19 protein-coding genes are annotated in these 24514 nt (G+C 44.0%); 10 read left to right on the top strand and 9 right to left on the bottom strand.

The window, feature by feature from the left end; all coding sequences use genetic code 11:
• The first annotated feature begins 61 nt into the window (after positions 1 to 61).
• From L3V35_RS12535 to L3V35_RS12520, 4 genes are all read left to right on the top strand, one after another.
• Complete coding sequence (locus tag L3V35_RS12535) at positions 62 to 751, top strand: tellurite resistance TerB family protein (protein WP_171329167.1); 690 nt, start codon at positions 62 to 64, stop codon at positions 749 to 751.
• A gap of 186 nt (positions 752 to 937) precedes the next feature.
• Complete coding sequence (locus tag L3V35_RS12530; protein ID WP_017072685.1) at positions 938 to 1141, top strand: YaeP family protein; 204 nt, start codon at positions 938 to 940, stop codon at positions 1139 to 1141.
• 1 nt (position 1142) lies between these two features.
• Positions 1143 to 1334: a DUF4250 domain-containing protein gene (locus L3V35_RS12525; protein ID WP_004736793.1), complete on the top strand. Its 192-nt coding sequence runs from the start codon at positions 1143 to 1145 to the stop codon at positions 1332 to 1334.
• Between the two features lie 232 nt (positions 1335 to 1566).
• A complete protein-coding gene (locus tag L3V35_RS12520; protein WP_146457461.1) occupies positions 1567 to 1893 on the top strand; it encodes a hypothetical protein in 327 nt (108 codons plus the stop codon).
• Between the two features lie 338 nt (positions 1894 to 2231).
• On the opposite strand, the gene glyA is transcribed toward L3V35_RS12520, so the two are convergent.
• Entirely contained in the window at positions 2232 to 3482 is a 1251-nt protein-coding gene (gene glyA / locus L3V35_RS12515) for a serine hydroxymethyltransferase (RefSeq protein WP_017084166.1), read from the bottom strand.
• 347 nt (positions 3483 to 3829) lie between these two features.
• Between glyA and L3V35_RS12510 the strand changes: the two genes are divergently transcribed.
• The 3 genes from L3V35_RS12510 (at position 3830) to L3V35_RS12500 (ending at position 7105) form a co-directional block, all read left to right on the top strand.
• On the top strand, positions 3830 to 4432 hold the full coding sequence (locus tag L3V35_RS12510; RefSeq protein WP_016784986.1) for a YitT family protein: 603 nt from the start codon (positions 3830 to 3832) through the stop codon (positions 4430 to 4432).
• Positions 4433 to 4521: 89 nt separating this feature from the next.
• Complete coding sequence (locus L3V35_RS12505) at positions 4522 to 6030, top strand: winged helix-turn-helix domain-containing protein (protein WP_146457463.1); 1509 nt, start codon at positions 4522 to 4524, stop codon at positions 6028 to 6030.
• A gap of 145 nt (positions 6031 to 6175) precedes the next feature.
• Positions 6176 to 7105 (top strand): hypothetical protein, encoded by a 930-nt coding sequence (locus L3V35_RS12500; RefSeq protein ID WP_171312514.1) that lies wholly within the window; start codon positions 6176 to 6178, stop codon positions 7103 to 7105.
• Between the two features lie 98 nt (positions 7106 to 7203).
• On the opposite strand, the gene treC is transcribed toward L3V35_RS12500, so the two are convergent.
• The 5 genes from treC to gmhB all read right to left on the bottom strand — a co-directional run bounded on the left by treC (position 7204) and on the right by gmhB (position 12678).
• The gene (treC, locus tag L3V35_RS12495) at positions 7204 to 8889 is read right to left on the bottom strand and encodes an alpha,alpha-phosphotrehalase (protein WP_237299951.1); all 1686 of its coding nucleotides are present in this window, start codon (positions 8887 to 8889) and stop codon (positions 7204 to 7206) included.
• Positions 8890 to 9009: 120 nt separating this feature from the next.
• Positions 9010 to 10434, bottom strand: a complete 1425-nt coding sequence (gene treB, locus L3V35_RS12490; RefSeq protein ID WP_016791314.1) for a PTS trehalose transporter subunit IIBC — start codon at positions 10432 to 10434, stop codon at positions 9010 to 9012.
• Between the two features lie 204 nt (positions 10435 to 10638).
• A complete protein-coding gene (gene treR / locus L3V35_RS12485; protein ID WP_054547585.1) occupies positions 10639 to 11583 on the bottom strand; it encodes a trehalose operon repressor TreR in 945 nt (314 codons plus the stop codon).
• Between the two features lie 89 nt (positions 11584 to 11672).
• Positions 11673 to 12008: an MliC family protein gene (locus L3V35_RS12480; RefSeq protein WP_054547584.1), complete on the bottom strand. Its 336-nt coding sequence runs from the start codon at positions 12006 to 12008 to the stop codon at positions 11673 to 11675.
• Between the two features lie 118 nt (positions 12009 to 12126).
• Positions 12127 to 12678, bottom strand: coding sequence for a D-glycero-beta-D-manno-heptose 1,7-bisphosphate 7-phosphatase (gene gmhB, locus L3V35_RS12475; protein WP_004734374.1), 552 nt, complete (start codon positions 12676 to 12678; stop codon positions 12127 to 12129).
• Between the two features lie 240 nt (positions 12679 to 12918).
• Here gmhB and metN point away from each other — a divergent pair, with 240 nt between their 5' ends.
• From metN to L3V35_RS12460, 3 genes are all read left to right on the top strand, one after another.
• Positions 12919 to 13953 carry a methionine ABC transporter ATP-binding protein MetN gene (metN, locus tag L3V35_RS12470; RefSeq protein WP_054547583.1) on the top strand — a complete coding sequence of 345 codons (1035 nt, stop codon included), beginning with the start codon at positions 12919 to 12921 and terminating at the stop codon, positions 13951 to 13953.
• On the top strand, positions 13943 to 14626 hold the full coding sequence (locus L3V35_RS12465) for a methionine ABC transporter permease (protein ID WP_004734372.1): 684 nt from the start codon (positions 13943 to 13945) through the stop codon (positions 14624 to 14626). Before metN ends, L3V35_RS12465 begins: the two co-directional genes overlap by 11 nt.
• Positions 14627 to 14707: 81 nt before the next feature.
• Positions 14708 to 15517, top strand: coding sequence for a MetQ/NlpA family lipoprotein (locus L3V35_RS12460; protein ID WP_065205049.1), 810 nt, complete (start codon positions 14708 to 14710; stop codon positions 15515 to 15517).
• Positions 15518 to 15609: 92 nt separating this feature from the next.
• Here L3V35_RS12460 and L3V35_RS12455 read toward each other — a convergent pair whose 3' ends face one another.
• From L3V35_RS12455 to L3V35_RS12445, 3 genes are all read right to left on the bottom strand, one after another.
• Positions 15610 to 16815: a carbohydrate porin gene (locus tag L3V35_RS12455; RefSeq protein WP_237299949.1), complete on the bottom strand. Its 1206-nt coding sequence runs from the start codon at positions 16813 to 16815 to the stop codon at positions 15610 to 15612.
• Between the two features lie 394 nt (positions 16816 to 17209).
• Positions 17210 to 17986: a Zn-ribbon-containing protein gene (locus tag L3V35_RS12450; RefSeq protein WP_146457473.1), complete on the bottom strand. Its 777-nt coding sequence runs from the start codon at positions 17984 to 17986 to the stop codon at positions 17210 to 17212.
• Between the two features lie 229 nt (positions 17987 to 18215).
• The coding region (locus tag L3V35_RS12445; RefSeq protein WP_237299948.1) for a VCBS domain-containing protein at positions 18216 to 24514 on the bottom strand (6299 nt) is incomplete at its 5' end.

Here is a 24514-nt window from a genome sequence, read left to right as displayed (position 1 = left end):
TCTTCAAATCCGTATATTGGTGTCATCAACTTTTTGGACATGCTCACCATTGGAGGTATCGATGGATATCAAAAGCTTACTGAACCAAGCACTTAAATCAGATCTCGTTAAACAAGGCACTCAGAAACTGTCACAAGGGTCTTCAAATTTAAGTGGCCTTTCTAAAGGCAGCAATGGCAAGAGTAGCAGTAAAAGTACACTAGGCGCCTTCGGCGCAGGCGCAGTTGGCGGCGGTCTGTTAGGCGCGTTAATGGGTTCTAAGAAGACCAAGAAAATGGGTAAGAAAGTGGCTGGAATTGGCGGCGCAGCAGCACTGGGCGCTTTGGCTTATAAGGTCTACAACGACTACCAATCTAAACAAGGCCAAACACCCAATGCCGAACAAGCTCAATTTGATGAGAACGATTCAAACCATAGCGTACTGATTCTAAGATCGATGATTGCTGCGTCTAAAGCCGACGGGCATGTTGACGAAGAAGAGATGGCTAAGATTGAACAAGCCATCGAGAACATGGGCGCAGATTATCAGCTGACTAAATTGGTGTCTGAAGAATTGCACAAGCCACTCGACCCAACCGAGATCGCTCAGTTAGCTACTTCACCTCAACAAGCGAGTGAGATCTACTTAGCCTCTTTGATTGTGGCTGACGAGCAGAACTTTATGGAGAAGGCCTACCTCAAAGAGTTAGCTAAGCAACTCAACCTTGCAGATGAAGTCACTTATCAACTTGAACAGCAAATATCCGGCTAATCATTAGATACTAAGCGACTCGTAAAGAACGACTCAAATGGCAAGCTAGCAAAGTAATACATTGAGCATTAACAGAATGAGATATTGAGCAAGAACAAACTAACTCTGAACTTAATCAGATCCACTTTGTTTTTGCTTATCTCTATGTGTATATTGAGATCAGTTATCATTTGGTTAGGTATAAAAATGAAAGTATACGATTGTTGTGATTTGGTGCGTGCACTGTATTCTCAAATTGGCAGTGGCGACCAAGGCTATATCCCTAAAGCGATCACCTGCGCGGTAAAAACATTGAATGACCTTGCTGCGGATGAGTCTCTTCCTAAAGAAGCAAGAGATAGTGCTGCATTTGCCGCAGCTAACCTACTGATTTCAGATTTCGAGGACTAATATGAACCTCGCTAACTTTGAAAAGATGGACTCTGTGATGTTGATGAGCATCGTCAACATGAAGCTCCGTGACGACTTCGGCGGTGATTTGGATCGAGTAGTCAACTTCTACGAAATCGACAAAGCAGCCTTGATCGCAAAACTTGCGTCTGCTGGTTTTGAGTTTCTTCCAGAAGCCAAACAGTTTCGATAGTCATTTAAAATAAGCTTGATTTTGAAAGGCCAGCCTCAGTGTTGGTCTTTTTTATTGGTAATACGTATTGGATAAACATGTAGTTAGCCAGTTATAAATTATCTGTCTACATCTATACTTTTATATCTTAGAGTGAACCAACGCTCCTTGAACCAAAGCGTATTGTTGTATAGGCTACCTCAAATAGCATATAAAACTCATCACCCAATCTGATGATAGCGAAGGATTAACAATGAAAAGACTCGGACTTTTGGCAGTTTTCTCTGCAACACTGACTGCAGGTTGCGCTTCAAATACACAGCAAGACAACTTTCGTGAAGCCTCTTTTGAGCTGTGTAATACCGAAGTCGATATCTACTCAGTAAGCCATGATGAGCGAATTCGTATCGTCTGTTCTGATGGTTCTAAATTCGCTTTGAACAGCGAAGATACACTAGAAGTAATGCGTGATATCAACATCGACTATTGTGATGGCGAAGGCTTAGGCAAATTCAACGAGAGCCGCAGCTACTACTCGTTTAGATGTAAGTCAGGTACTTTACTGAGCATCAAAAAGTAAAACCGATACCAACAAATAGCAAAGGGTTGATGTGCAAACATCAGCCCTTTTTAGTACCTGCCTTTCTGTATTCTCAGATAACCCAACGCTCATACCGACCAATACAAAAAAGGCCCCTATACAGGAGCCCTTCAAATCGTATGTTTCAATCAAATAGATTTAGTTCAAGGAAAAGGCGCGGAGTTTTCAGCACCTTTCCCTAAAACAAAAAGGGACTCAATGAGCCCCTTTAAAAGTACTTTTCAAAGTAGTCGTTTGAAATTTTAGGAGAGCACGCGGAGCTTACGGATGTAAGTGAGCATGCTCGACAACGAAGTTCAAATTACTACGAAGAAAAATTAAGCGTAAACCGGTAGACGCTTACAGATCTCTAGTACTTTTGCTTTAGTTGCTTCGATAACAGACTCATCACCCATGTTATCTAGGATGTCACACATCCAACCTGCTAGCTCTTTCGCATCGGCTTCTGAGAAACCACGACGAGTAATAGAAGGAGAACCGATACGGATACCTGAAGTAACGAACGGGCTACGTGGGTCGTTTGGTACTGAGTTCTTGTTCACTGTGATGTTAGCTGAACCTAGTGCTGCATCTGCTTCTTTACCTGTGATGTCTTTGTCGATTAGGTCAACTAGGAACAGGTGGTTCTCTGTAGAACCTGAAACGATGTTGTAACCGCGAGCTAGGAATTCAGCAACCATTGCTTTTGCGTTAGCAACTACGCGTGCTTGGTATTCTTTAAACTCTGGCTCTAGAGCTTCTTTGAACGCTACTGCTTTACCAGCAATAACGTGCATTAGAGGACCACCTTGGCCGCCAGGGAATACTGCTGAGTTCAGCTTCTTGTATAGATCTTCGCCTTCGTTAGAAAGGATAAGACCACCACGAGGACCAGCAAGCGTTTTGTGCGTTGTTGTTGTAACAACGTGAGCGTGTGGAACTGGGTTCGGGTAAACACCTGCTGCGATTAAACCAGCAACGTGAGCCATATCTACGAAGAAGTAAGCACCTACTTTGTCAGCGATTTCACGCATGCGCGCCCAATCACAAACTTGAGAATAAGCTGAGAAACCACCGATGATCATCTTAGGTTTGTGCTCGATTGCGAGAGCTTCCATCTCTTCGTAATCGATTTGGCCAGCTTCATCGATACCGTAAGGAATGATGTTGTAAAGCTTACCAGAGAAGTTTACTGGAGAACCGTGCGTTAGGTGACCACCGTGCGCTAGGCTCATACCTAGAACGGTATCGCCAGCATTCAATAGCGCCATGTATACAGCGTTGTTAGCTTGAGAACCTGAGTGAGGTTGTACGTTCGCGTATTGAGCGCCAAACAGTTCACATGCACGTTCGATTGCTAGAGTTTCAACTTTATCTACGAACTCACAACCGCCGTAGTAACGCTTACCAGGGTAGCCTTCAGCGTATTTGTTTGTAAGTTGAGAACCTTGAGCTTCCATTACACGTGGGCTTGTGTAGTTTTCTGAAGCGATAAGTTCGATGTGCTCTTCCTGACGAAGAGTTTCTTCTTGGATAGCTGCGAATAGGTCCGCATCGTAATCAGCAATGTTCATGTCACGCTTAAGCATCTGTATCTCCTGACTCAGATTGTACTGAAAGTTTCAAAAAAACCACACAACGACCGAAAGCAAACGTTTCCGTCACCGTTTTGATGTGACGCATTCTACATAATTTGATCTAGGTCATAAAGAGCTAATTGCAATTTTATCATGCAGTTTTTTCATAATCACATATAAGATTCATCATGGTTATTAAGCTTATCCAACCAAAGATGACGCTTACTGTCAATTTTACGCTTTACACCCTGTAAAACGCAGATTACATAGGTTTACCTTAATTTTACCCCTCAAGCTACCGAAAGCTAAGGTTTTTCTCTACTATGCACGCCTTTATTGGTTAGGTAATTATTAAAACGATGGAAAAACACTCACGTAAAGAAGATTGGGTAGCTATTCTCACTGGCACGTTTTTAGTGGCGTTAGGCGTTTTCTTTTTACAGTCAGCGAACCTGCTTACCGGTGGTACTACTGGCTTGGCTCTGCTTTTGAGTCAATTCTTACCTGTAACCTTCGGTATTTTGTACTTTGTGGCCAACTGTCCATTCTATTTATTAGCGTGGAAACGATTTGGCCGTAGCTTTGCCATTAGCAGTGCAATTGCTGGTGCGTTAGTTTCTGTGTTTGCCGATCATTTATACCTAGTTATCTCACTAGAAGTTCATAACGAGATCTACTGTGCTGTTGCCGGTGGCTTATTAATGGGCTTAGGTATGTTAATCCTATTCCGTCATCGCTCCAGCTTGGGTGGCTTCAACGTATTATGTTTGTTCATCCAAGACCGCTACGGCATCTCTGTAGGTAAAACTCAGATGGGCATTGATGCCTGTATTCTGTTTGCTTCTTGCTTCTTCGTATCGCCTTGGGTAATTGCCGTTTCGGTATTGGGCACCGCAGTATTGAACATCGTATTGGCAATGAACCACAAGCCTACTCGTTATTCAGTCAACTACGCGTCTTAATTCCAGTTATCCAATCAATGAATTACTAGCTGTTTTTCATAACAAAAACAGCTAGTATTTAGCTTTTATAAGCTACCCTCTCTTTTCTTATGCAAGATTACCTCTCTAACGCCAAAGACACTCAAACCTCGATCTCTATTGAAGGTTTAGAATTCAACCCAGTCACACGTGTCTTGAGTAGCAACGAGCAGGTCATCGATTTAGAACCTCGTTCTATTGAATTACTCGAACTGTTTCTTACTAGCGTGGGTGAGCCTATCGCAGCTGAGCAGATCATCGAATCAGTTTGGCAAAGTAACTTCATTTCAAAGAATGTTCTCACTAATAGAATCAGTACATTGCGTTCTGTATTGCAAAAGCACCTACCAGAAAGCGATGCTACTAAGATCTTGGTGACCTATCCACGCAAAGGATACTTTCTCAATCCGAGCTCAGTGAGTCTGGCCAATACAGCAGTCGAAATTACAGAAGTAACCGAGCCACCTCAGGCCAGCCAAAAGACGTCGCCGCTTAACCTCTTATTACTGTCATTCTCTGTTGTGTTGCTGATAAGCACTGCGACTCTAGGTTATATGTTTTGGCACTCGTCAAACCAAGCCTCCGAGCTAGAACGCACACAGAGGCTGATTCCTAAGGTCGAACTATTACTGAACCGCATCGATGCCATTGGTGATAATGCGAGAACGCGCCGAAAATCCGTTAAAGCGCTACTGCTCCAACAGCAAATTGAATACGCTTATACCGATTTAGCCAACCAAGATGCTCCGAGTTACTTCGTTGACCCAATAGACAGTACTCCTTTCTTTCCGGGCGCAAAAAACATGCGTACCAGTGACTACCTGCTCAATATTCAATTAAAGGATCAGGAGGTCGATACAAGTCTTGCAGCTAAAGTCAGCCTTATTTATCCAAGCTCGGGCAAGCTTGCCTTTCGTGGGGTCTACTCAATAGAGTTAGATAACCTCAATGAAGACTTGATGGAGATAAATAGAGAGCTGGCAAACTACTTTGCTCTACCTGCTCCGCTATCACCAGAATGGTCTGTCAGCGATAAAGAACTAAACCATTTGCTTAATGAACAAACGCTAAAGCTGGATAGCGTGCCACTCAACGTGATGACTGCAACATTGATTGCACGACAAATGGCGCTCTTTGAGACTGACCACCAGCGACTGATCAGTTTCACTAGCCTTGTGCAAACACGCTTTAAGTTGATTCCCGATGAGCTCAAACTCTGGCTTGGGATTATCCACTTCAAGTTAAGAGACCTACAAACTGCCAAAGAGTTTCTGACCAATACGGCGGGTAACTCGACCATCGAGAACGCACTGGTCTATATGATGATTTCCCATATTGCCTACAAGCAAGGGGATATGGATAAGTTTCGCCTCAACTACATGGAATCCTTGGTCGCGTTACTGCGAGTGGTTCCTTCAGAAGAGTTGTTTGCTCGCTTATCCAAACCTGAGTCGAAATCGACCTGTCTCCAGCCTTGGAAAAATCTAAAATTGAGCATCAATGAGCCACTGATCATCAAGCAATGGGAAAACCTAATGCTCAACTACTGCACGAATGTCGGCCATCAATTTTCCGAATGAATAAATATAAATCACTTAAAAACAATAAGTTAAACATAAATTAAGATCTTATGTATCTTCGTTTTTTGCCCTATTAACCCTCTCAACAATAGCATTCCTAAAAACAACAGGCCGCTCTAGGCCAACTATATTAGGAATGCTCAACATGAATAAATCTATGACGCTGCTTGCGACTTCTCTCTTTGCTTTATATGGCTGTGGAGGTGGCTCTTCTTCATCAGGCTCAACTGGTACAACTCAGTTCGATTACCCGATCAACAACTCTCAGTTTGCACCGAAGAACATCACACTATTATCGTACCTAGTATCAGAAGATGGTGAAGAGAACACAGTGTTGGATCTTGCATACCGAGACATCAGTTCTGAACTGATGTTGGCCAATATTCAGTTGGAATTGGATAAGCTAGCTATCTCTAACACTACTAAAGGTGTTGCTGAACTAGAGAAGCTAAAGGCAACGGTAGAGAGCATGGTAAACAGCGGTATCAACGACTTCTATGCTGCAGATGTGACGGTGCAAAGTGAGACAGACAGTGAGCTGTTTTACAAAGGCAGTGATGGCTTTGTTAACTCAGTTGATGCCAATATAGAATTGAGCAACGGTGAGACTGTCGACTTTTTAGTGACCAACCCAGTATTCAAATCCTCAGGCAGTACAGTAAAAGAAAAAAGCCCAAATATTAGCCACAGCAGTAGTTCAGTCGGGCTTTCGTTTGAGGTTACTACTGGCCAACTAGAAGCCTTGCTTGATGATTTTTATGAAGGTGATATTGATGATTTAGGACCGTCAGACACACAATGTGAATTCCATTGGCAGCAACAAGTTTCTGAAAATGGTCAGCGCTCAACGGTAACGGTTAAAGGTAAGAAAATTGAAACGGCGTACCTGAAAGTTGAAAACACTTACAACGTTGTTTGTGATGGGTATGATTCAGCTGAATTTCAAAGCAATACCGAGACATGGTTTAACCCAAACTTTGGGGTTGTGAAAATGATGGACTGGGATGAAAAGAATGGCACGCAACTGAGCGAAACAGTGTGGGTTCTCGATTCATTTACGGTCAATAAAGGCTAAGCAATCGAATAAGACGTCAATGTTAAATTAGAAGAAAGCTTTGAGCCTGACATTTAGAATTCAGGCTCAAAGCTTATACTCGCATAGGGGAACGAGTATTATTGCTCTATCAAGAGAATTCTTGTTTCATACGGTCGCAAGATCATCGTATTTACAGAAACTGGCGACGGATCTTCAGGGTAATTCCCCAATAGCAATTGCGCTTCATCCAGATCAAGTTCATTAGGCAACTCAACCTGACACGCTTCACCATAATAGTTGTTAATGCACAGCAGAGTTTGTCCTTCACTCTCACGAGAGTACGCAAATACCGACGGGTGCTCAGGCAATAAATCTTGATAGCTGCCATGAGTAATCACGGACACTTCTTTACGTAACTCAATCAAACTCTTATAGAAATAGAATACCGAGTCTTTATCTTCAAGCGCTTGCTCAGCGTTGATCTCAGTGTAGTTATTCGCAACATCTAACCATGGCTGTGATAGCGAAAAGCCAGCGTACGTCTCACTGTTCCATTGCATTGGTGTACGAGAATTATCACGTGATTTCTGCGCTAAAATAGCCATCATATCTTGATCAGCCACACCATCACGGTTCACCATGATGTCGTACATATTGGTACTCTCTACATCACGATACTGGCTGATCTCGGTGTAACCCGGGTTGGTCATACCAATCTCTTCACCTTGATAGATATACGGTGTGCCTTGCATCATGTGGACTGACGCAGCAAGCATCTTGGCTGATTCAACGCGATATTGCTGGTCGTTACCCAAGCGGCTCACGACTCTTGGTTGGTCGTGGTTACACCAGAATAGTGCGCCCCAACCTTTGCCGTTCAAACCGGTTTGCCAGTGATTGAAGATCGACTTGAGCTGTAAGAAATCAAACGGTGCATTAGTCCACTTCTCACCATTGGTGTAATCGACCTTAAGGTGGTGGAAGTTAAACACCATTGATAGCTCGCTGTTATCAACATTTGAATATTGCTGACAATGTTCCAACGTGGTTGAAGACATCTCACCAACCGTCACGCTACCGTACTTCTGGAATACCGCTTCACTGATCTCTTTCAAATATTCATGCACACGTGGGCCATCGGTATAGAAACGGCGACCATCACCAATATCATCATTCGGGAAATCTTGCTGCTTTGAAATCAGGTTAATCACATCTAAACGGAAACCATCGACGCCCTTCTCAGCCCAGAAGCTGATAACGTCTTTTACTTCTTCGCGTACAACCGGGTTCTCCCAGTTAAGGTCGGCCTGTTCTTTGGCGAATAAGTGTAGGAAGTATTGCCCTGTAGCCTCATCGAGTTCCCACGCATTACCACCGAACTTAGACTGCCAGTTAGTTGGTGCTTGGCCATCTACGGGATCTTTCCAGATATAGTAATCGCGATACGGGCTGTTTTTATCGCCCAAAGCAGATTGAAACCATGCATGCTCTGTCGAGGTATGGTTTACCACGATATCCATCACGATGCGGATACCACGTTGATGCGCTTCAGACAGCAGTAGGTCGAAGTCTTCCATGGTGCCGAATTGGGGGTTAATCGCATAATAGTCTGAGATATCGTAACCATTATCGATCATGGGTGACGCGTAAACTGGGGTTAGCCAAATCGCATCCACGCTCAAATGTTTGAGGTAATCCAGTTTCGAAATGATCCCTTTGATATCGCCAGTACCTTTATTGCCGCTGTCACAAAAGCTCTTTGGGTAGATTTGATAGATGGTTGCGGTTTTCCACCAACTTTCATCATGCTGAGTCATCGCCATCTCTAACACTCACTTACCAGAAAATATAAATAAAAAATCACCATGCTTACATGGTCGAATAGGAGTCATTCCTAAGAGAAAAAGCGATGACTCACTTGAAGTCATCGCTTGCTAAATGCATTACGCGTTGGCGGTTTCTAGTTCGCCTTTCATCTGTGCTCGTTTATAGAAGAACAATGTCAGCGTTATCGGCAGTACAACCGCCACCAGCATCGCGACTAAGTAAATCGACCAATATTGCGGTTGAATCGATAAGATACCCGGCAAGCCACCAACACCGATACCATTCGCCATCACACCTGCACTACCACAGATTGCAGCCGCTGCGGCACTGCCGATCATTGCGCTCAACATAGGGAATTTGTATTTAAGGTTGATGCCGTACATCGCAGGTTCCGTTACACCTAGGTAAGCAGAGATTGCTGCTGGTACCGAGATGTCTCGTTCACCTTCACGTTTACTCAAAATAATGATGCCGACAACCGCTGAAGCTTGTGCAATGTTTGATAGTGCAATCAAAGGCCAGATTGGTGTGCCACCTAAGTCTTGCATTAGTTGTAAGTCCACAGCGTTGGTTGTGTGGTGAATACCCGTAATAACCAAAGGTGCGTACAGGAAGCCAAATACCACTGAACCAAGAATCGCGAAGTCACCAGTCATTGCCACTTTGGCAGCGAAAGCCACACCATCACCCAACATACGACCAAATGGGCCAATAAAGGCGTGAGCTAGAATCACAGATAAGATGATCGAGACAAATGGCACAACAACTAGGTACAGATAAGAAGGTACAATGCGCTTAAGGTTTGTCTCAATGAAGGCCAGAGCCACACCCGCTAACATTGCGGGGATCACCTGAGCTTGATAACCGACTTTCTCAATCACGAACAAGCCAAAGTCCCACACCTCAGGTACCGATTTACCTATCATGTAAGCGTTCATCAACTGTGGAGAAACCAAGGTCACACCGAGCGTGATACCCAAAATAGGGGTTCCGCCAAGCTTCTTAACCGTCGCCCAACACACACCAACCGGTAGGAAGAAGAAAATAGCTTCGCCGATCAACCATAAGAATGAGTGAACGGTTGCCCAGAATTGGCTGATTTCAACTAAGGTTTTGCCATCGAACATGCGAATGTCGCCAATCACATTACGGAAACCAAGAATCAAACCACCAGTAATAATGGCAGGCAGCAGTGGTACGAAAATTTCGGCTAAATGGGAGATACCACGCTCAAGGAAGTTCATATTTTGACGAGCAGCCAACTTCGCCTCATCTTTTGATGATGCATCTTTACCAGTTTGCTCAATCAAAAGTGCGTACACCTCATCAACCTCGGTGCCAATCACGACTTGGAATTGACCTGCGTTAGTAAAGCAGCCTTTTACCAGTTTAAGCTTCTCTAATTCTGCTTTGTTCGCTTGTTCCGTATCGTTCAATACAAAACGCAGCCGAGTTAGACAATGGCTGACACTCGCAATATTCTCTTTGCCACCGACTAACTCGATAAGACGCGCAACGTCTTGCTTCGCTATCTTACTCATACTACCCCACCCTGGTTTCATTCAATTACTCTTCTAAACCATGCAGCTATAACCACTTCGATTTAGATTAATGGGAACATTCCCAATTACGGTTATTATAATGCCCACATGAATGATAAATTAAAATGGGAACAGTCCCATTAATTGAAAGAGATCACACTCTAATTTTAATCTAAGCGGTTCAATTTCGCTTGATTGAGTGGATTATAGAATCGGAGATTGAGTGTGATGAGAGATCTCTGAATTGCCTAAAAGCTGAGAGATCAATAGATTAGCGGCCAATTTACCCGCAGATTGATACCCAGGATCAATACTAAATACTCGCGGGAATAAGAAAGAGAGAAGATCATTGCCACCGACACCAGTCACCACCACATCTTCACGTTGTAGCTCTTGTAGACGTTTGATTACGCCAAGAGCCAATGTGTCACTGGCACACACAATCGCTTGAGTCGCAGGAGCAAGCACCTCATCCACCAGCTGATAAGCACTTTCATGGTGAAGTTGGCCAGTACGATAGTTGGCGATCGAGCCTGTGACTTCACACCAATCCAGGTAGGCCTTAAGACGAAGCTCACCGGTTGATTTATCGCTAGGATCAACGCCAATGAAGCCAACATCAGAGATCCCCTGCTCCGATAGATGCGTTAACGCACTATTGATCACTTGTTGATTATCATAGTTAATCGACGTCACGTTCTCGGTATCCAGAGCAATCACTACCGCTTTGTGTTCCCAAGCTTCAATCGCAGGAATGTCACAATCCGTAAAACCAAACACAATGATACCGTCTACATTGCGACGCTTGAGAACCTGCAGATGCTCATTGGCTTTTTCTCTATCAAGCTGACTTTCCATGATCACCACATCGTAATCCGCTCGATACAATTCGGCCAGCATCGTACTTACCGCTTTGTTTTCAGAAGGAGAGTCCAGACGAGAAATGATTACGCCGATGACTTTTTGACTGCCACCGCGCATAGACTGTGCAGACTTTGAAGGCGAGTACCCAGATTCTTGAATTACTCTTTCCACCCTTTCACGGGTTTCAGGTTTCACTTTTGGATCATTGGTCAGAACGCGAGATACGGTTGACTTACCAACACCGGACAGCTTAGCAATATCGAGAATAGTGAGTTTTTTGCTCATAAAAAGTCTAACGTTAAAGGGAAGAGAGGAAAAAGCGAGGGTATAACCCCTCACTTAACTGTTTGTAAATCCTAGAAGTTAACTATGACTTACTTTCGGCAATTTTTATAGACGACACGACCAAGTTCTAGACGTGCGTTGTCACCTTTAGTGCGTAAAGTGACGCTATTGATCAGTTCAGAGGTTCCATCATCTAAGATGTACTTCGTTCCTGAACCTGCCGCTATTTGAGTTAGGCGATATTCATTCTCTGGCAAACGTAATACCGCTTTTTCATTACCAAGGTAAGCGACCTTAAATGAAGCGTCAGACTCACATTGATAAGTCACGAATTGATCGTCCGAGACTGCACCATCAGGCGCCGCGGATTTAGAACACCCAACTAACGCTACCGTACATAGAGATGCTGCCAACAATGCTTTCATACTGCGTTCCTCATCTTTATATAGTTAACGGCGCTGATATCTTATTTATGGGTTAGTACCCCAGTTGACTGGTTAGAACACACGAAATAAGTAAGCCTGTTAACGATAGGAAAATGTATCAGCCTTTCAGGAAAGCTGGTACATCCTTAATGCTATCCAGCACAACACTGGCAAGTGCCTCACCCTTTTCAGTCACGGGTTTACCGGTTCTCACCAACACTCGGGTACCAACACCAGCAGCTTCTGCTGCCATCATATCTTCAGCTTTATCACCGATCATGACAGAGTTCGCCATATCAATTTTCAGAAAGTCACGCGCTGAAATGAACATACCAGGTTTAGGCTTGCGACATTCACAATCTTGCTTGTAGTCGCCAATGCCGTGTTCAGGGTGATGAGGACAGTAATAGATACCATCTAACTCAACGCCATTATCGACAAAGTTCCAATCCATCCACTGCGTCAAAGAAAGAAAACGATCTTCGCTAAACTTGCCACGAGCAATACCAGATTGGTTGGTCACAAGTACCAATAAATAGCCCATATCTTTAAACGCTTTTGCCGCTTCAAACACACCATCGATGTATTCAAAGTCATGCTCATCATGTACGTAGCCATGATCAACGTTAATCACACCATCACGATCTAAAAAAACAGCAGGTTTAGACAAAATTCAGTTCTCTATCAACTCTCTATTAATCATTAATTATTACACGCTTTATTTGCTTCATCACTATCTATTTAGTTTTGCGTTCGTTAACGATTTGTTTCTACCTTAGCAACACAATCGACGTTTAGCCGTCTAGACGTAAAAATATCTATTGACTTAGATCATAGAACACCATAGCATCGTCTGTAAATCGAGCGAGCTATCGACATATTATTCTGTTCCACCTGCACGGGTTTCTCTATGATTAAAGTGAATCAAGTCAACAAGGTTTTTTATCAAGGCACTAAAGAAATCAATGCCTTAATCGATATCAACCTTCACATACCTCAAGGTCAAATCTTTGGAGTTATCGGCTCTTCAGGTGCAGGCAAAAGTACCCTGATCCGTTGTGTAAATATGTTGGAAGCCCCGACCTCAGGTGAAGTGATTGTTGACGGTATTGACCTGACAAAACTCAGCAAATCAGAACTCAGCGAAGCTCGCCGTAACATCGGCATGATCTTCCAGCACTTCAATCTGCTGTCTTCTCGTACTGTATTTAACAACGTAGCACTGCCTTTAGAGCTTGCTGGTAAAGATAAAGCTGCGATTGAAGCGAAAGTGAGTGAACTACTTGAGCTTGTTGGTCTATCAGATAAGCGTGATACCTACCCTGCGAACTTAAGTGGCGGTCAAAAGCAGCGTGTCGCGATTGCTCGTGCGCTAGCGTCAGACCCAAAAGTACTGCTATGTGATGAAGCGACCAGTGCGCTGGATCCAGCAACGACTCAATCTATTCTTGAGCTGCTACGTGAAATTAACCGTAAGTTGAGTATCACTATCCTACTGATTACTCATGAAATGGATGTGGTTAAAAGCATCTGTCACGAAGTCGCAATCATCGGCGGCGGTGAGTTAGTAGAGAAAGGCACCGTAGGTGAAATATTCGCACACCCTAAAACAGAACTGGCACATCAGTTCATTCGTTCAACGCTCGATCTAACGATTCCTGAAGATTATCAAGCACGCTTGCAAGAGACTCGCGTAAACAGCAGCTATCCACTGGTACGCCTTGAGTTTACAGGCGCAACGGTCGATGCTCCGTTGATGACGCAAATCGCACGCAAATTCAACATCGACGTCAGCATCTTAAGCTCTGACCTTGATTACGCCGGCGGCGTGAAGTTCGGCATGATGGTTGCTGAATTGTTCGGCAATGAAGCAGATGATAATGCTGCTATCCAATTCCTACGCGACAACAATGTAAAAGTAGAGGTGCTTGGTTATGTCCTTTAGTTTCAACGAGATTGCTGACTGGATCAGCCTTAACGGTAACCTTCTATTAGGCGCAACAGGCGAAACTCTTTACATGGTTGCTGTTGCAGGCATCGTTGGTTTCGCTGTCGGTATCCCATTAGGCGTGATTCTACATACGACTAAAAAAGGTGGCCTATTAGAGAACACCAAGCTAAACAAAATTCTTGGTGCGGTTGTCAACGTAGGCCGTTCAGTGCCCTTCTTAGTACTGATGGTTGCGATCATCCCACTGACTAAGATGTTGATTGGTACCTTCATCGGTACAACAGCAGCGATTGTTCCACTAACAATTGGCGCTATCCCATTCGTGGCTCGACTTATCGAAAGTGCGCTACTTGAAGTACCAACAGGTTTAGTAGAAGCCGCTCAATCAATGGGCGCAACACCAACACAAATCATCAATAAGGTTCTGCTTCCTGAAGCACTTCCGACTATCATCAACTCAGTAACGATTACGTTAGTGACTCTTGTGAGCTACTCAGCAATGGCCGGAACTGTAGGCGGCGGTGGCCTAGGTGATGTCGCGATTCGTTACGGATTCCACCGCTACGATGTGACCATCATGGCTGTGACAGTAGTAATGTTGATTGTGCTTGTACAAATTATTCAATCAATCGGTGATTCATTGGTTCGCCGCGTTGACCACAGATAAAGACTCAGCGTTAAAACGCAAACTATCTAAGACAAGAGTCGTCTGAACCAAATTAAATAGATTTATTAAAAGGAGATTATTATGAAATTTAGCCTTAAAGGTTTACTGACTATCGCAGCGGCAGCTTCAGCGCTAGTACTAGCAGGTTGTGGTGAGAAAGAAGTGGATACTTCTAAAATCAAAGTTGGCGTAATGGCAGGTGCTGAAGCACAAGTTGCAGAAGTAGCGGCTAAAGTCGCAAAAGAGCAGTACGGCCTAGATGTTGAGTTAGTGACTTTCACAGATTACGTAACACCAAACGCAGCACTGGATGACGGCTCTATCGACATCAATGCATTCCAACACGCACCGTACCTAGATCAGCAAGTGGCTGACCGTGGTTACAAGCTAACAATCGCTGGTAACACGTTTGTTTACCCAATCGCGGGTTACTCTAAAGAAGTGAAATCTGTAGACGAAATCCAAGACGGCGCTCGTATTGCAGTACCAAACGATCCAACTAACCTAGGTCGCTCTCTACTGCTTCTTGAGCAACAAGGTCTTCTTGAGCTTCGTGAAGGTGCAGGTCTTCTAGCAACAGTTCGTGACATTGTAGGTAACCCTAAGAACCTAACAATTGTTGAACTAGACGCAGCACAACTACCACGTTCTCTTGATGATGTAGCACTGTCTATCATCAACACAACTTACGCGAGCTCTATCAACCTGACTCCGCAAAAAGACGGTATCTTCGTTGAAGACAAAGATTCTCCATACGTAAACCTAATCGTTTCTCGTGAAGATAACCTAAACGCTGAAAACGTACAGAACTTCGTTAAAGCTTACCAAACTGAAGAAGTGTACAAAGCAGCTTCTGATATCTTCCAAGGTGGCGTAGTTAAAGGTTGGTAATCAACTAAACTACAGCAATCTATAAATACCCGAAGGGGCTGACATAACGTCAGCCCCTTTTTTATTGGTTAGGATTTACAAGAAAGTTCGACTTACCACCAAGCTTCCACTTGCATACCAACGCTCATTTCACTGTTTTTACCTTCACCGAAGGCATTGTCATTTTCAGCATCGTTTAGATAAGTCGCAAAGATACGGAATTCAGGACGAGACCAGAAACCTACTTGTGGAACCCAAGCCTGAGCGATTGTGAATTTACCACCCGCACCATCTTGGTTATTAATGGTTTCAACAAAGCCACCAATTTCAAGGATAGTACGCATACGCTTGTCCCACTTGTAAAGCGGACGAATGACCGCACTGAAAGAATCATCATCGCTATTATTCGCACCAACACCCGTCGACATTGCATAACGAACAGTGTGGCCAAACTCGATGTTCTCACCAACAGCAAGCACACCCCAGTTAATCAATCGAAAGCCTTCAGCGTCATTATTGTTTGCATCACGTACGATGCCTTTACCGGTACCAAAGGTTGTCATCTGCTCGGCATAGCCAGAGTTAGCCACTTGGAGAATAGTTTTGTTGAAGCCACCTGACAGGTTTTGATTTAAGCTTGCCGTTAGCATCACGCTATCATCCGCATCGACCGTTTGGCCTTGTTTTTCATTGGCAAAGTTCATATCAATACCGACTTCAAGGTCCGCGTTATTCCATAGTGGTATCCCTGCATAGCGCACGTCAGCAATCATGGCTGTGGTTTCTTTCCCATCAAAAACATCACCCGTAACCGTGTCTTGAATCAGGGCGACCGATAATTTACCTGGGCCCATATTGATGTGCTCAACGCCAGCACCAATACCACTTACATCCCAATAGTAGTTATCAACAATGTGTACATCATGACGTTGGTAATAACGCTCACCCGCCCAAATGCCAATATCCTTATCTTCAAAAAGCCCGACCGCTTGAACATTCAATTGCACCACATCAACACTTTTATCCGCGGCGTTCTCATCTTGGCCTTGCCAGTACGACAACATGGAATCAACTAAAAATGAAACGTCGTCCTCTGCATACACCTCTTTCTTAAAACCAAACTCGCCATATAGGTCATTTTCGTTACCGAGTCGTCCAACTTTACTCACCTCCCATTTGCTATTTGAACCACCTTCATTACTGAGGCCAACGCCGCCGCGCATGTAACCATTGAACTCCAATGGTGTGGTTTCGTCAGCGTATAAATTAGGAGTAAGTAAAGCAGTAGAGAGTGCAGCAGCAATAGGTAACAGTTTCATCGTCCATTCCTTTTCAATCTAGAATTAGGTCACTTTCAAAATGGGAACATTCCCATGGGATCGGTCCCATTTATATTGAGTGGAATATAAATTGAAAGAGAACTGATTGATTACTGTGATCCAGTTAACTATTGAAATGAGCAAAAGTTGATGGGTGTGGAATTATTCTGGTGAATACCTAAGGGCTACAGAGCGAGAGATAAAACACAGAATGAACGTATTAAAGTGCAAAATTCGTTCGACAAGATGGGTTCTTCCAATACTGATAAATGATCAATATTAAGGAATAAAAAGAGAAAGAAACGGGAAGCTAACAGGGAGAAAAGCAGAGGAACAAGTATCGAAGTATTGGCTCATACTTCGATACTCTGAATCTAGAATAGAGCTAAGTGGGTTACTTAATATGATCCCAAGAAATGTTTGACACCAATCGGCAGTCATCACACTTGAAATAAAAAATATCGTGAATAGGCGCATCAAGCAGCCATTCACCATCACATTGCGGGCATTTACGCTCTTTTTCAGCTTTTAGGCTAATGCCACCGACACGGTATAAGTAGTAATACGTTGGGATCTTAGTGAGGTACTCAATGCGCCCTCTTAAACCCCAGCCGCGTTTGAATAATACGCTTTTGGTATCACTGATCTCGGTTAAGGTTGCATGTTCAGCTCGACAACCACCGCCCATTTGTACTTCATCACAGGCTTGCCATTCTGTCTGCCATTTCAACACGGCTTTATGGTCACCATTGAAGGTTGGCGGGTTGCGGTACAAAGGGATCGGCAACAAGCTATCGCCACTACGCAGCGGCGAACAGGTATGCACGAATGTCGTGTATAGCACCTGCCAACTTGGCGTTTCATCTTCTGCCACTTCTTCTGAGTTCAGATCTCGACCAAGCAGACGCATCTTAGGCGCTAATAAACTCGCAGCTGATAAGCGTTCAAAACAGACCTTTACGAAATCTGAATGATTACGTGGGTGTAAGCTGTCTTGCTCAGGGCACACAACGCGAACATAGAATTCGCCGTCGCCCATCACAATTGGAAACTCACGACCTAACACTTGTCCGTTGTAACGAAGTGCATCCATTAAGCCATTAACTGCCTTATCGACAGCGCTGACCGTTGTGTTATCAAAACACTCAAATTGAAGCTCTAGTACGTACATCTATTTACTATATGTGGTTCTATTAATAGCATCATTATAACGACTATTTATACTATTGTACTTAGCTTAATAATACGGATGACCCCGAATTAAATAAATATTCGCTTATAGCTTAATCCTACTGCCTGGAGCTCTAAAGCAGCCAGTTAAAAATGCATATCATCTTCAGGCAAGTAGAAAACCAATTGATTGGCTTTCTACTCTGTTCAACACAAGTTAAACCACGTTTTTACGTAAAAGTTTGTTGTTGGAACAACTGCTCTACAATTTCATTGGATGTTGTCATAGCGCTCATATCGAAGCCTGATAAATCCAAGTTGGTCATCTCAACTGCAACAGATTGGCCAGATTCCGCTTCGATCGCTAACTCAATACTACTATCCGCAGTTAATGAAGCTGTAACATGCTCTAGTAGCATTTCCATATTAGTAACATCATCTCCAGTCAGGTCAAGAAGGTCTGTGAGGTCAATATTGTCATCACCAAAAGTGAAATCAGTAATAGTATCGCGTGACAAACCATCCACTGAGTCTTGCTCAAAAACAAAAGCGTCTTTGCCCTCTCCCCCCGTCAAAATGTCATTACCTAAGCCACCAATGAGTACATCATCACCTTCACCGCCAAGTAAAAAGTCATCCCCTTGGTTACCATGTAAGGTATCACTGCCTTGCTGGCCGAGTAGTATATCAATACTTTCAGAACCAAGAATCGTATTACCCAACTCATCGCCAGAAAGTGTCACACTATCTTGGATGACAGGGACTGCTCCTTTTTCGGTTAGAATTAAACTAAATACATTGTCACTGTTTTGCCCTTTACCGTCCGTAACCTCAAAAGCAAAATTCATATTTATTTGCTGACCATTCGACAAGTTGAAGTTCTCGTCTTGGGTAAAGTTATAACTTCCATTTGAGTATACTTCCAAGACACCAAACTCTGTTGTCACACTCAGAAGACCATTTTCACTAGCAACAGAAGAGGTCACATTGGGCGGTGTATCAAAGCCCATAAACTCGGTATTCATCAATCTAAAGTCATTAGTTTGAGTAGACACCTGTAGCGTATCACCATCGGGATCGAAACTACCCGACAATAACTCACCAGCAATAGGCTCTGGCGTGTAATGTTTAAGCAGTTGTCCTAAACTTTCTCCAGAGTCTACATATACGACAGTATCAGTAATGCCATTCATTGCATCCGCAACACTTTCGTCACCACGCGTCGCAATACCAATACCATAAACAGAAGCTTGGTTATCTTGAACATATTGCTCCCAGCGGTCAGTTAGGTCATCAGCAACCACAGCTCCGTCTCTAGGGTTCGGAGCTCCATCTGACATGAAGAAGATAGAATCATGGCTCTCGATTGGCTGCTCTTTAAGTAAAAGATCCCAATCCAGTTCACCTTGAGCGTTTAGGCCATCCTGCCACGGGAAACGATTAGAACTATCACTTGGTGCCATGACAGCTTCCAAGGCATCATTGTAATCGGTGTTCATTCCTCTATTGTCGATCCAGCACCACTCATTCACATACTTATTGACATCCGTCAGGTAAGTCATGTCCGTGAGCTCACGTCCATTCAGCTCTGGCGGACGTGTCATCTCAAGAACGTCACCAAGTTCAAACCAACTTTGCTCTTCAGTTTCACCTGCAAATTTAACCAAGCGAATGTAGCTATTTGAAGCTCCACCTTGTTGTATTAGATCTTCAACCATTTCATGTAGAGCTTCTGCTGCCTTATACGCTCTTGACTCTGTACGTGAAGCAAGAACTTCATCCGGTAAGCCATTATCTCTATACGTATTCGTCCCATCAAAAGTCCGAGTCATACTGCTAGAAACATCGAACACAACTGTGATCTTATTTATAGGTTGCTCTTCGACTTCAGCAAAACCAACTACTGCGGTGTTCTCCGGCGCCCTATTTTCAACAACATTCAGAGTAACTGTAGTTTGATCTAAGTCGCTGCCATCACTTGCTTCTACGATCAATTCATGAGCTGAAGAAAGATCAAAATCTAAAGCGTCTGAATCTTTTAACCAAATCTCTCCCGTATTACTGTCTATGCGGAGTTTGTCACTATCATCCCCTTTAAGGGTATAAGTGATCGTATCGTTGTCAGGGTCAAATGCTGCAACTTTACCAACCAAAATTCCGCTCTCATGCTCAGCAACGTCAAAACTAATGGTGTCGGTGGTTGCTAAACCATGTCCATCAGAGCCTCGAATCTGATCTTCATCGTTTGGAGAAATAAATTCTGGGGCACCGTCTTTGATATTTATTGTAATATCGTTAGTTGCAATATCACCATCAGCATCAATGACTTTGAATGCAAAGCTTTCACTTTGATCACCATCGACATTATTCGCTTTATAGTCATACCAACCATTTTCAAAATTAATCGTTAACTGGCCAAAGTTCGTTTCTACTTCAAGCAGAGAATGTTCTGAAACTTGAGAAGATATCCCATTAACATCCGTTTTCGATACTGTGCCTGTTTGTTTATCAAACTGGTAGTTTTCACCTTTGATTTCAATAGAATTAACCCATTGAATTTCACCGCCAACTTGAGAAAAAACATCACTTTGAACTTCACCTGGGACGGTAGTCACTAAAACATTCTCTACATTTGACTCATCAACAACCAATGCCGAACCAGAACTAGTCGCCACTGGTTTGAGATAATTCAAAGAAGCACTATCGCCAATACCAAGCGCCCAAATATTATTAAAGGTATGGCCATTGGCAGACACTCCATTTTCCATCGCTAATTCGAGAATCAACTTTTCTTCGGCATCTGTCGGAGCCACTCGGCCTGATAACAAGTCATCATAATGTGATTGGTTGCTAAAATGCGCCGGGTCTAAGTCATCCATTAAGCTTGTTCGAGCTTGAGAGGAATAGAAATCTTGACGAGTCCAGCCACTGAAATCTGAAGGCTGTCCATCAGAGATAAAGTACAACTGGGTATTGGAGCCAGCGACTTGGCTAGAGAAATCATCAGCTGAAACAATGTCTTCAACCTGCTCAATCGCTTCATAATAGGGTGTCCAACCAGCTGGAGATACAGTAGCAAAAAAGTCTGTAATATCTTGCTCTGACTCGATCCAGTTAGAGGTTTTACCGCTTGGTGAACCAGAGTGAGTAGCAATTTGGAACTTCACATCTCCCAGTTCATCATATTTCTCAAACATACTTTTTATTGAAGTTTGTGCTAAATCCCATCTTGTCGTTTGCAGACCATTTGAATCGAGAACAGTATCATTCATAGAGCTAGATGCATCTAGTGCAATCACGACTGAGTTAGACTGAGGTTGAACATCTTTTATCGTATGTTGATGAGTTCCAGCTTCGGGAATAACATCGACCACTTCAATATTTAGCTGCGCTTGCTCCACTTGATGACCGACATCTAGCGTGATATTTAAATCAAGCATCAATGAATCATTACCCTGTTCTAGATGATCAAGTGCCGCATGTTGCGATACTTGATACTCACCAGTAGCTTGATCTATCTTTGCCGAAAGCACATCAACTCGATGACCATTAACCTCAGTAAACGCACTAAATTCTGTTTGGTCTTGAGAAAGTTCAAACTGGACTACCAGACCGTTACTCGTTAAACCAGAAAGATCTTGTGTACTATCGAATCGATACTCTGCTTCTTCCGCTGAACCAAGGTCTGCATCCAGTTCACCTTCGACAAATACGGTCGGATTCGCACCTAAGTCAGATTCTTCAAGAGTAACTGATTCATTATCAAGTGAAATCGACTCGCCAATTATCGTGACGGTTACCTTAGCAGTATCAGTTAAACCTTCTTCATCTTTAATTGTGTACTCAAACTCTACGGTTTTAACTTCCCCTACACTTAATGTTTGCTCAGCTAAAGGTAGGCTATCTAGATACTTTTCAGCATCAAAAACAAATTGACCGTTTTTAAATGTTATGTAGTTCGCCTGTGGGTAATCAACAATAGTTAGCTCATCGTTCTCTGGGTCACTATCATTGGCGAGCACATCTAAAGTTAATAGACCGGTTCCGTGTGTGTGATAATTACTATCGAAAGACGTTAAATCAGCAGATACTTCAGTAACGAAATATTCAGAACCTTTAGGGTCAACAACCCCATCTTTGTAGCCAATTGCAGACAATTCAATCGTATCAAAGTATCGTCCGGAGGCATCAATAGAAACTAATTGGCTGCCACCACGATTCCCTTCAAATATACCTGTCGCAATTAATTCACCATCAAAATAGGCTTTCCATACGCCTTGCTCAATGCCTGGTTCCCAGCTTCCGTTGTTTGTATCTGTCCATAAGTTTTTAACTTCAACTTGTGCATGATTAGCAAGTTGATTATTAGCAAAAGAGAAACTCATCGCTTCACTCTTCTGAGTTGCATCATCGTAACCAATTTGGCCAGATTGAACACGATCAGAAGGGTTATCAAGATCAGAATGCACACCGTATTTATTGTCACCATCCCCGGTGTAATCTGCCAGAGTAGCATCTGCAACTTTTTCTCCAGTCACACTGTCAATTACATAGACATCGACTTTGATATCGTCGCTGGCTATCCAATTCGATGAATCTAATGTTTTAGTTTCAGTCGTAATACCCTTGTCATCTAAAGCAGTCGGACCTTCATTAACGTCACCGACTGTTATTTGAACTTGAGCGGTATCCGTCTCTCCGGATTCATCAGTAACTAGCACGCCTACACTGTAGCTTTCGATGTCTTCGTGATTGAGAGATACGCCTGGTTTCAACGAAATTTCACCTGATACAGCATCAATCTGAAAGAGGTCGGTATAATTGCTAAGAGAATAGGTCAATTGACTTGCGCTATCGACGTCAAATGCACCGACCTGACCAACAGTTTGACCTGGGCTATTTTCAAGCACAGGGAATGAATAAACATCATCATCAACGAGTCCCATACTGTTTAGGCCATGCGAGTCGTTATTGCCACTGACAAATTCAGGTTTATCATCTGAGCCAGTGATGGTCACTGCAATCTCATGCGTGCTGCCATCCGCAGTTTCTACCGTGAAGGTGCGAACAATTGGAGTCGAGTCGGCATCCAGCGCTTGGACATCGGCGTGGTCATTGTTGAGCACATAGGTCCACTCACCGTCTGCATCGATACTGAAGGTGCCGTAATTGCCATCTTGAATATCGGTCTGCGCGGTAAACACCGCTTCGCCTAAATCGGGATCGTCAACATTGAGGTTGCCGCCCGTGGTCAGCGTCACGTCTTCTTGCACGGCGCCTTTATCATCGCCAGCTTTGCTTGGCGTGATGATTGCCGCGTCGTCAGTACCAGTGATAGTCACTTCAACATTGTGAGTGCTGCCGTCTGCGGTTGCTACAGTAAAAGTGCGAACTATTGGGTCAGAATCGGCATCCAACGCTTGAATATCCGCGTGGTCATTATTGAGAACATACGTCCACTCACCGTCTGCATCGATACTGAACGTGCCGTAGTTGCCATCTTGAACATCGGTCTGCGCGGTAAACACCGCTTCGCCTAAATCTGGATCGTCAACATTGAGGTTGCCGCCCGTGGTCAGCGTCACGTCTTCTTGCACGGCGCCTTTATCATCACCCGGTTTGCTTGGCGTGATGACCGCGGCGTCGTCTGAGCCCGTGATGGTCACTGCAATCTCATGCGTGCTGCCGTCGGCAGTTTCTACCGTGAAAGTGCGAACGATTGGAGTCGAGTCAGCGTCCAACTCTTGAATATCGGCGTGGTCATTATTGAGAACATACGTCCACTCACCGTCTGCATCGATACTGAAGGTGCCGTAGTTGCCATCTTGAACATTGGTCTGCGCAGTAAACACCGCTTCGCCTAAATCTGGATCGTCAACATTGAGGTTGCCGCCCGTGGTCAGCGTCACGTCTTCTTGCACTGCGCCTTTATCATCACCCGGTTTGCTTGGCGTGATGACCGCGGCGTCGTCTGAGCCAGTGATGGTCACTGCAATCTCATGCGTGCTGCCATCCGCAGTCGCGACCGTGAAGGTGCGAACAATTGGATCAGAATCGGCATCCAACGCTTGAACATCGGCGTGACCGTTATTCAATGTGTATGTCCACTCACCGTCCGCATCGATACTGAACGAGCCGTAGTGACCATCTTGAACATCAGTCTGCGCGGTAAACACCGCTTCGCCTAAATCCGGGTCGTCAACATTGAGGTTGCCGCCCGTGGTCAGCGTCACGTCTTCTTGCACTGCGCCTTTATCATCACCCGGTTTGCTTGGCGTGATGACCGCGGCGTCGTCTGAGCCCGTGATGGTCACTGCAATCTCATGCGTGCTGCCATCCGCAGTTTCTACCGTGAAGGTGCGAACGATGGGAGTAGAGTTGGCGTCTAGAGCTTGAACATCCGCGTGGGTATTGTTGAGTTGATACGTCCATTCACCTTTGTCATCGATACTAAACGTGCCGAAATTGCCATCTTGAACATTGGTTTGCGCGCTAAAGACGGCTTCGCCTAAATCTGGATCATCAACGT

The organism is Vibrio sp. L5-1 (assembly GCF_021728315.1).
GTDB lineage: Bacteria > Pseudomonadota > Gammaproteobacteria > Enterobacterales > Vibrionaceae > Vibrio > Vibrio splendidus_K.
This window is presented reverse-complemented; position numbering and strand designations above follow the sequence as displayed.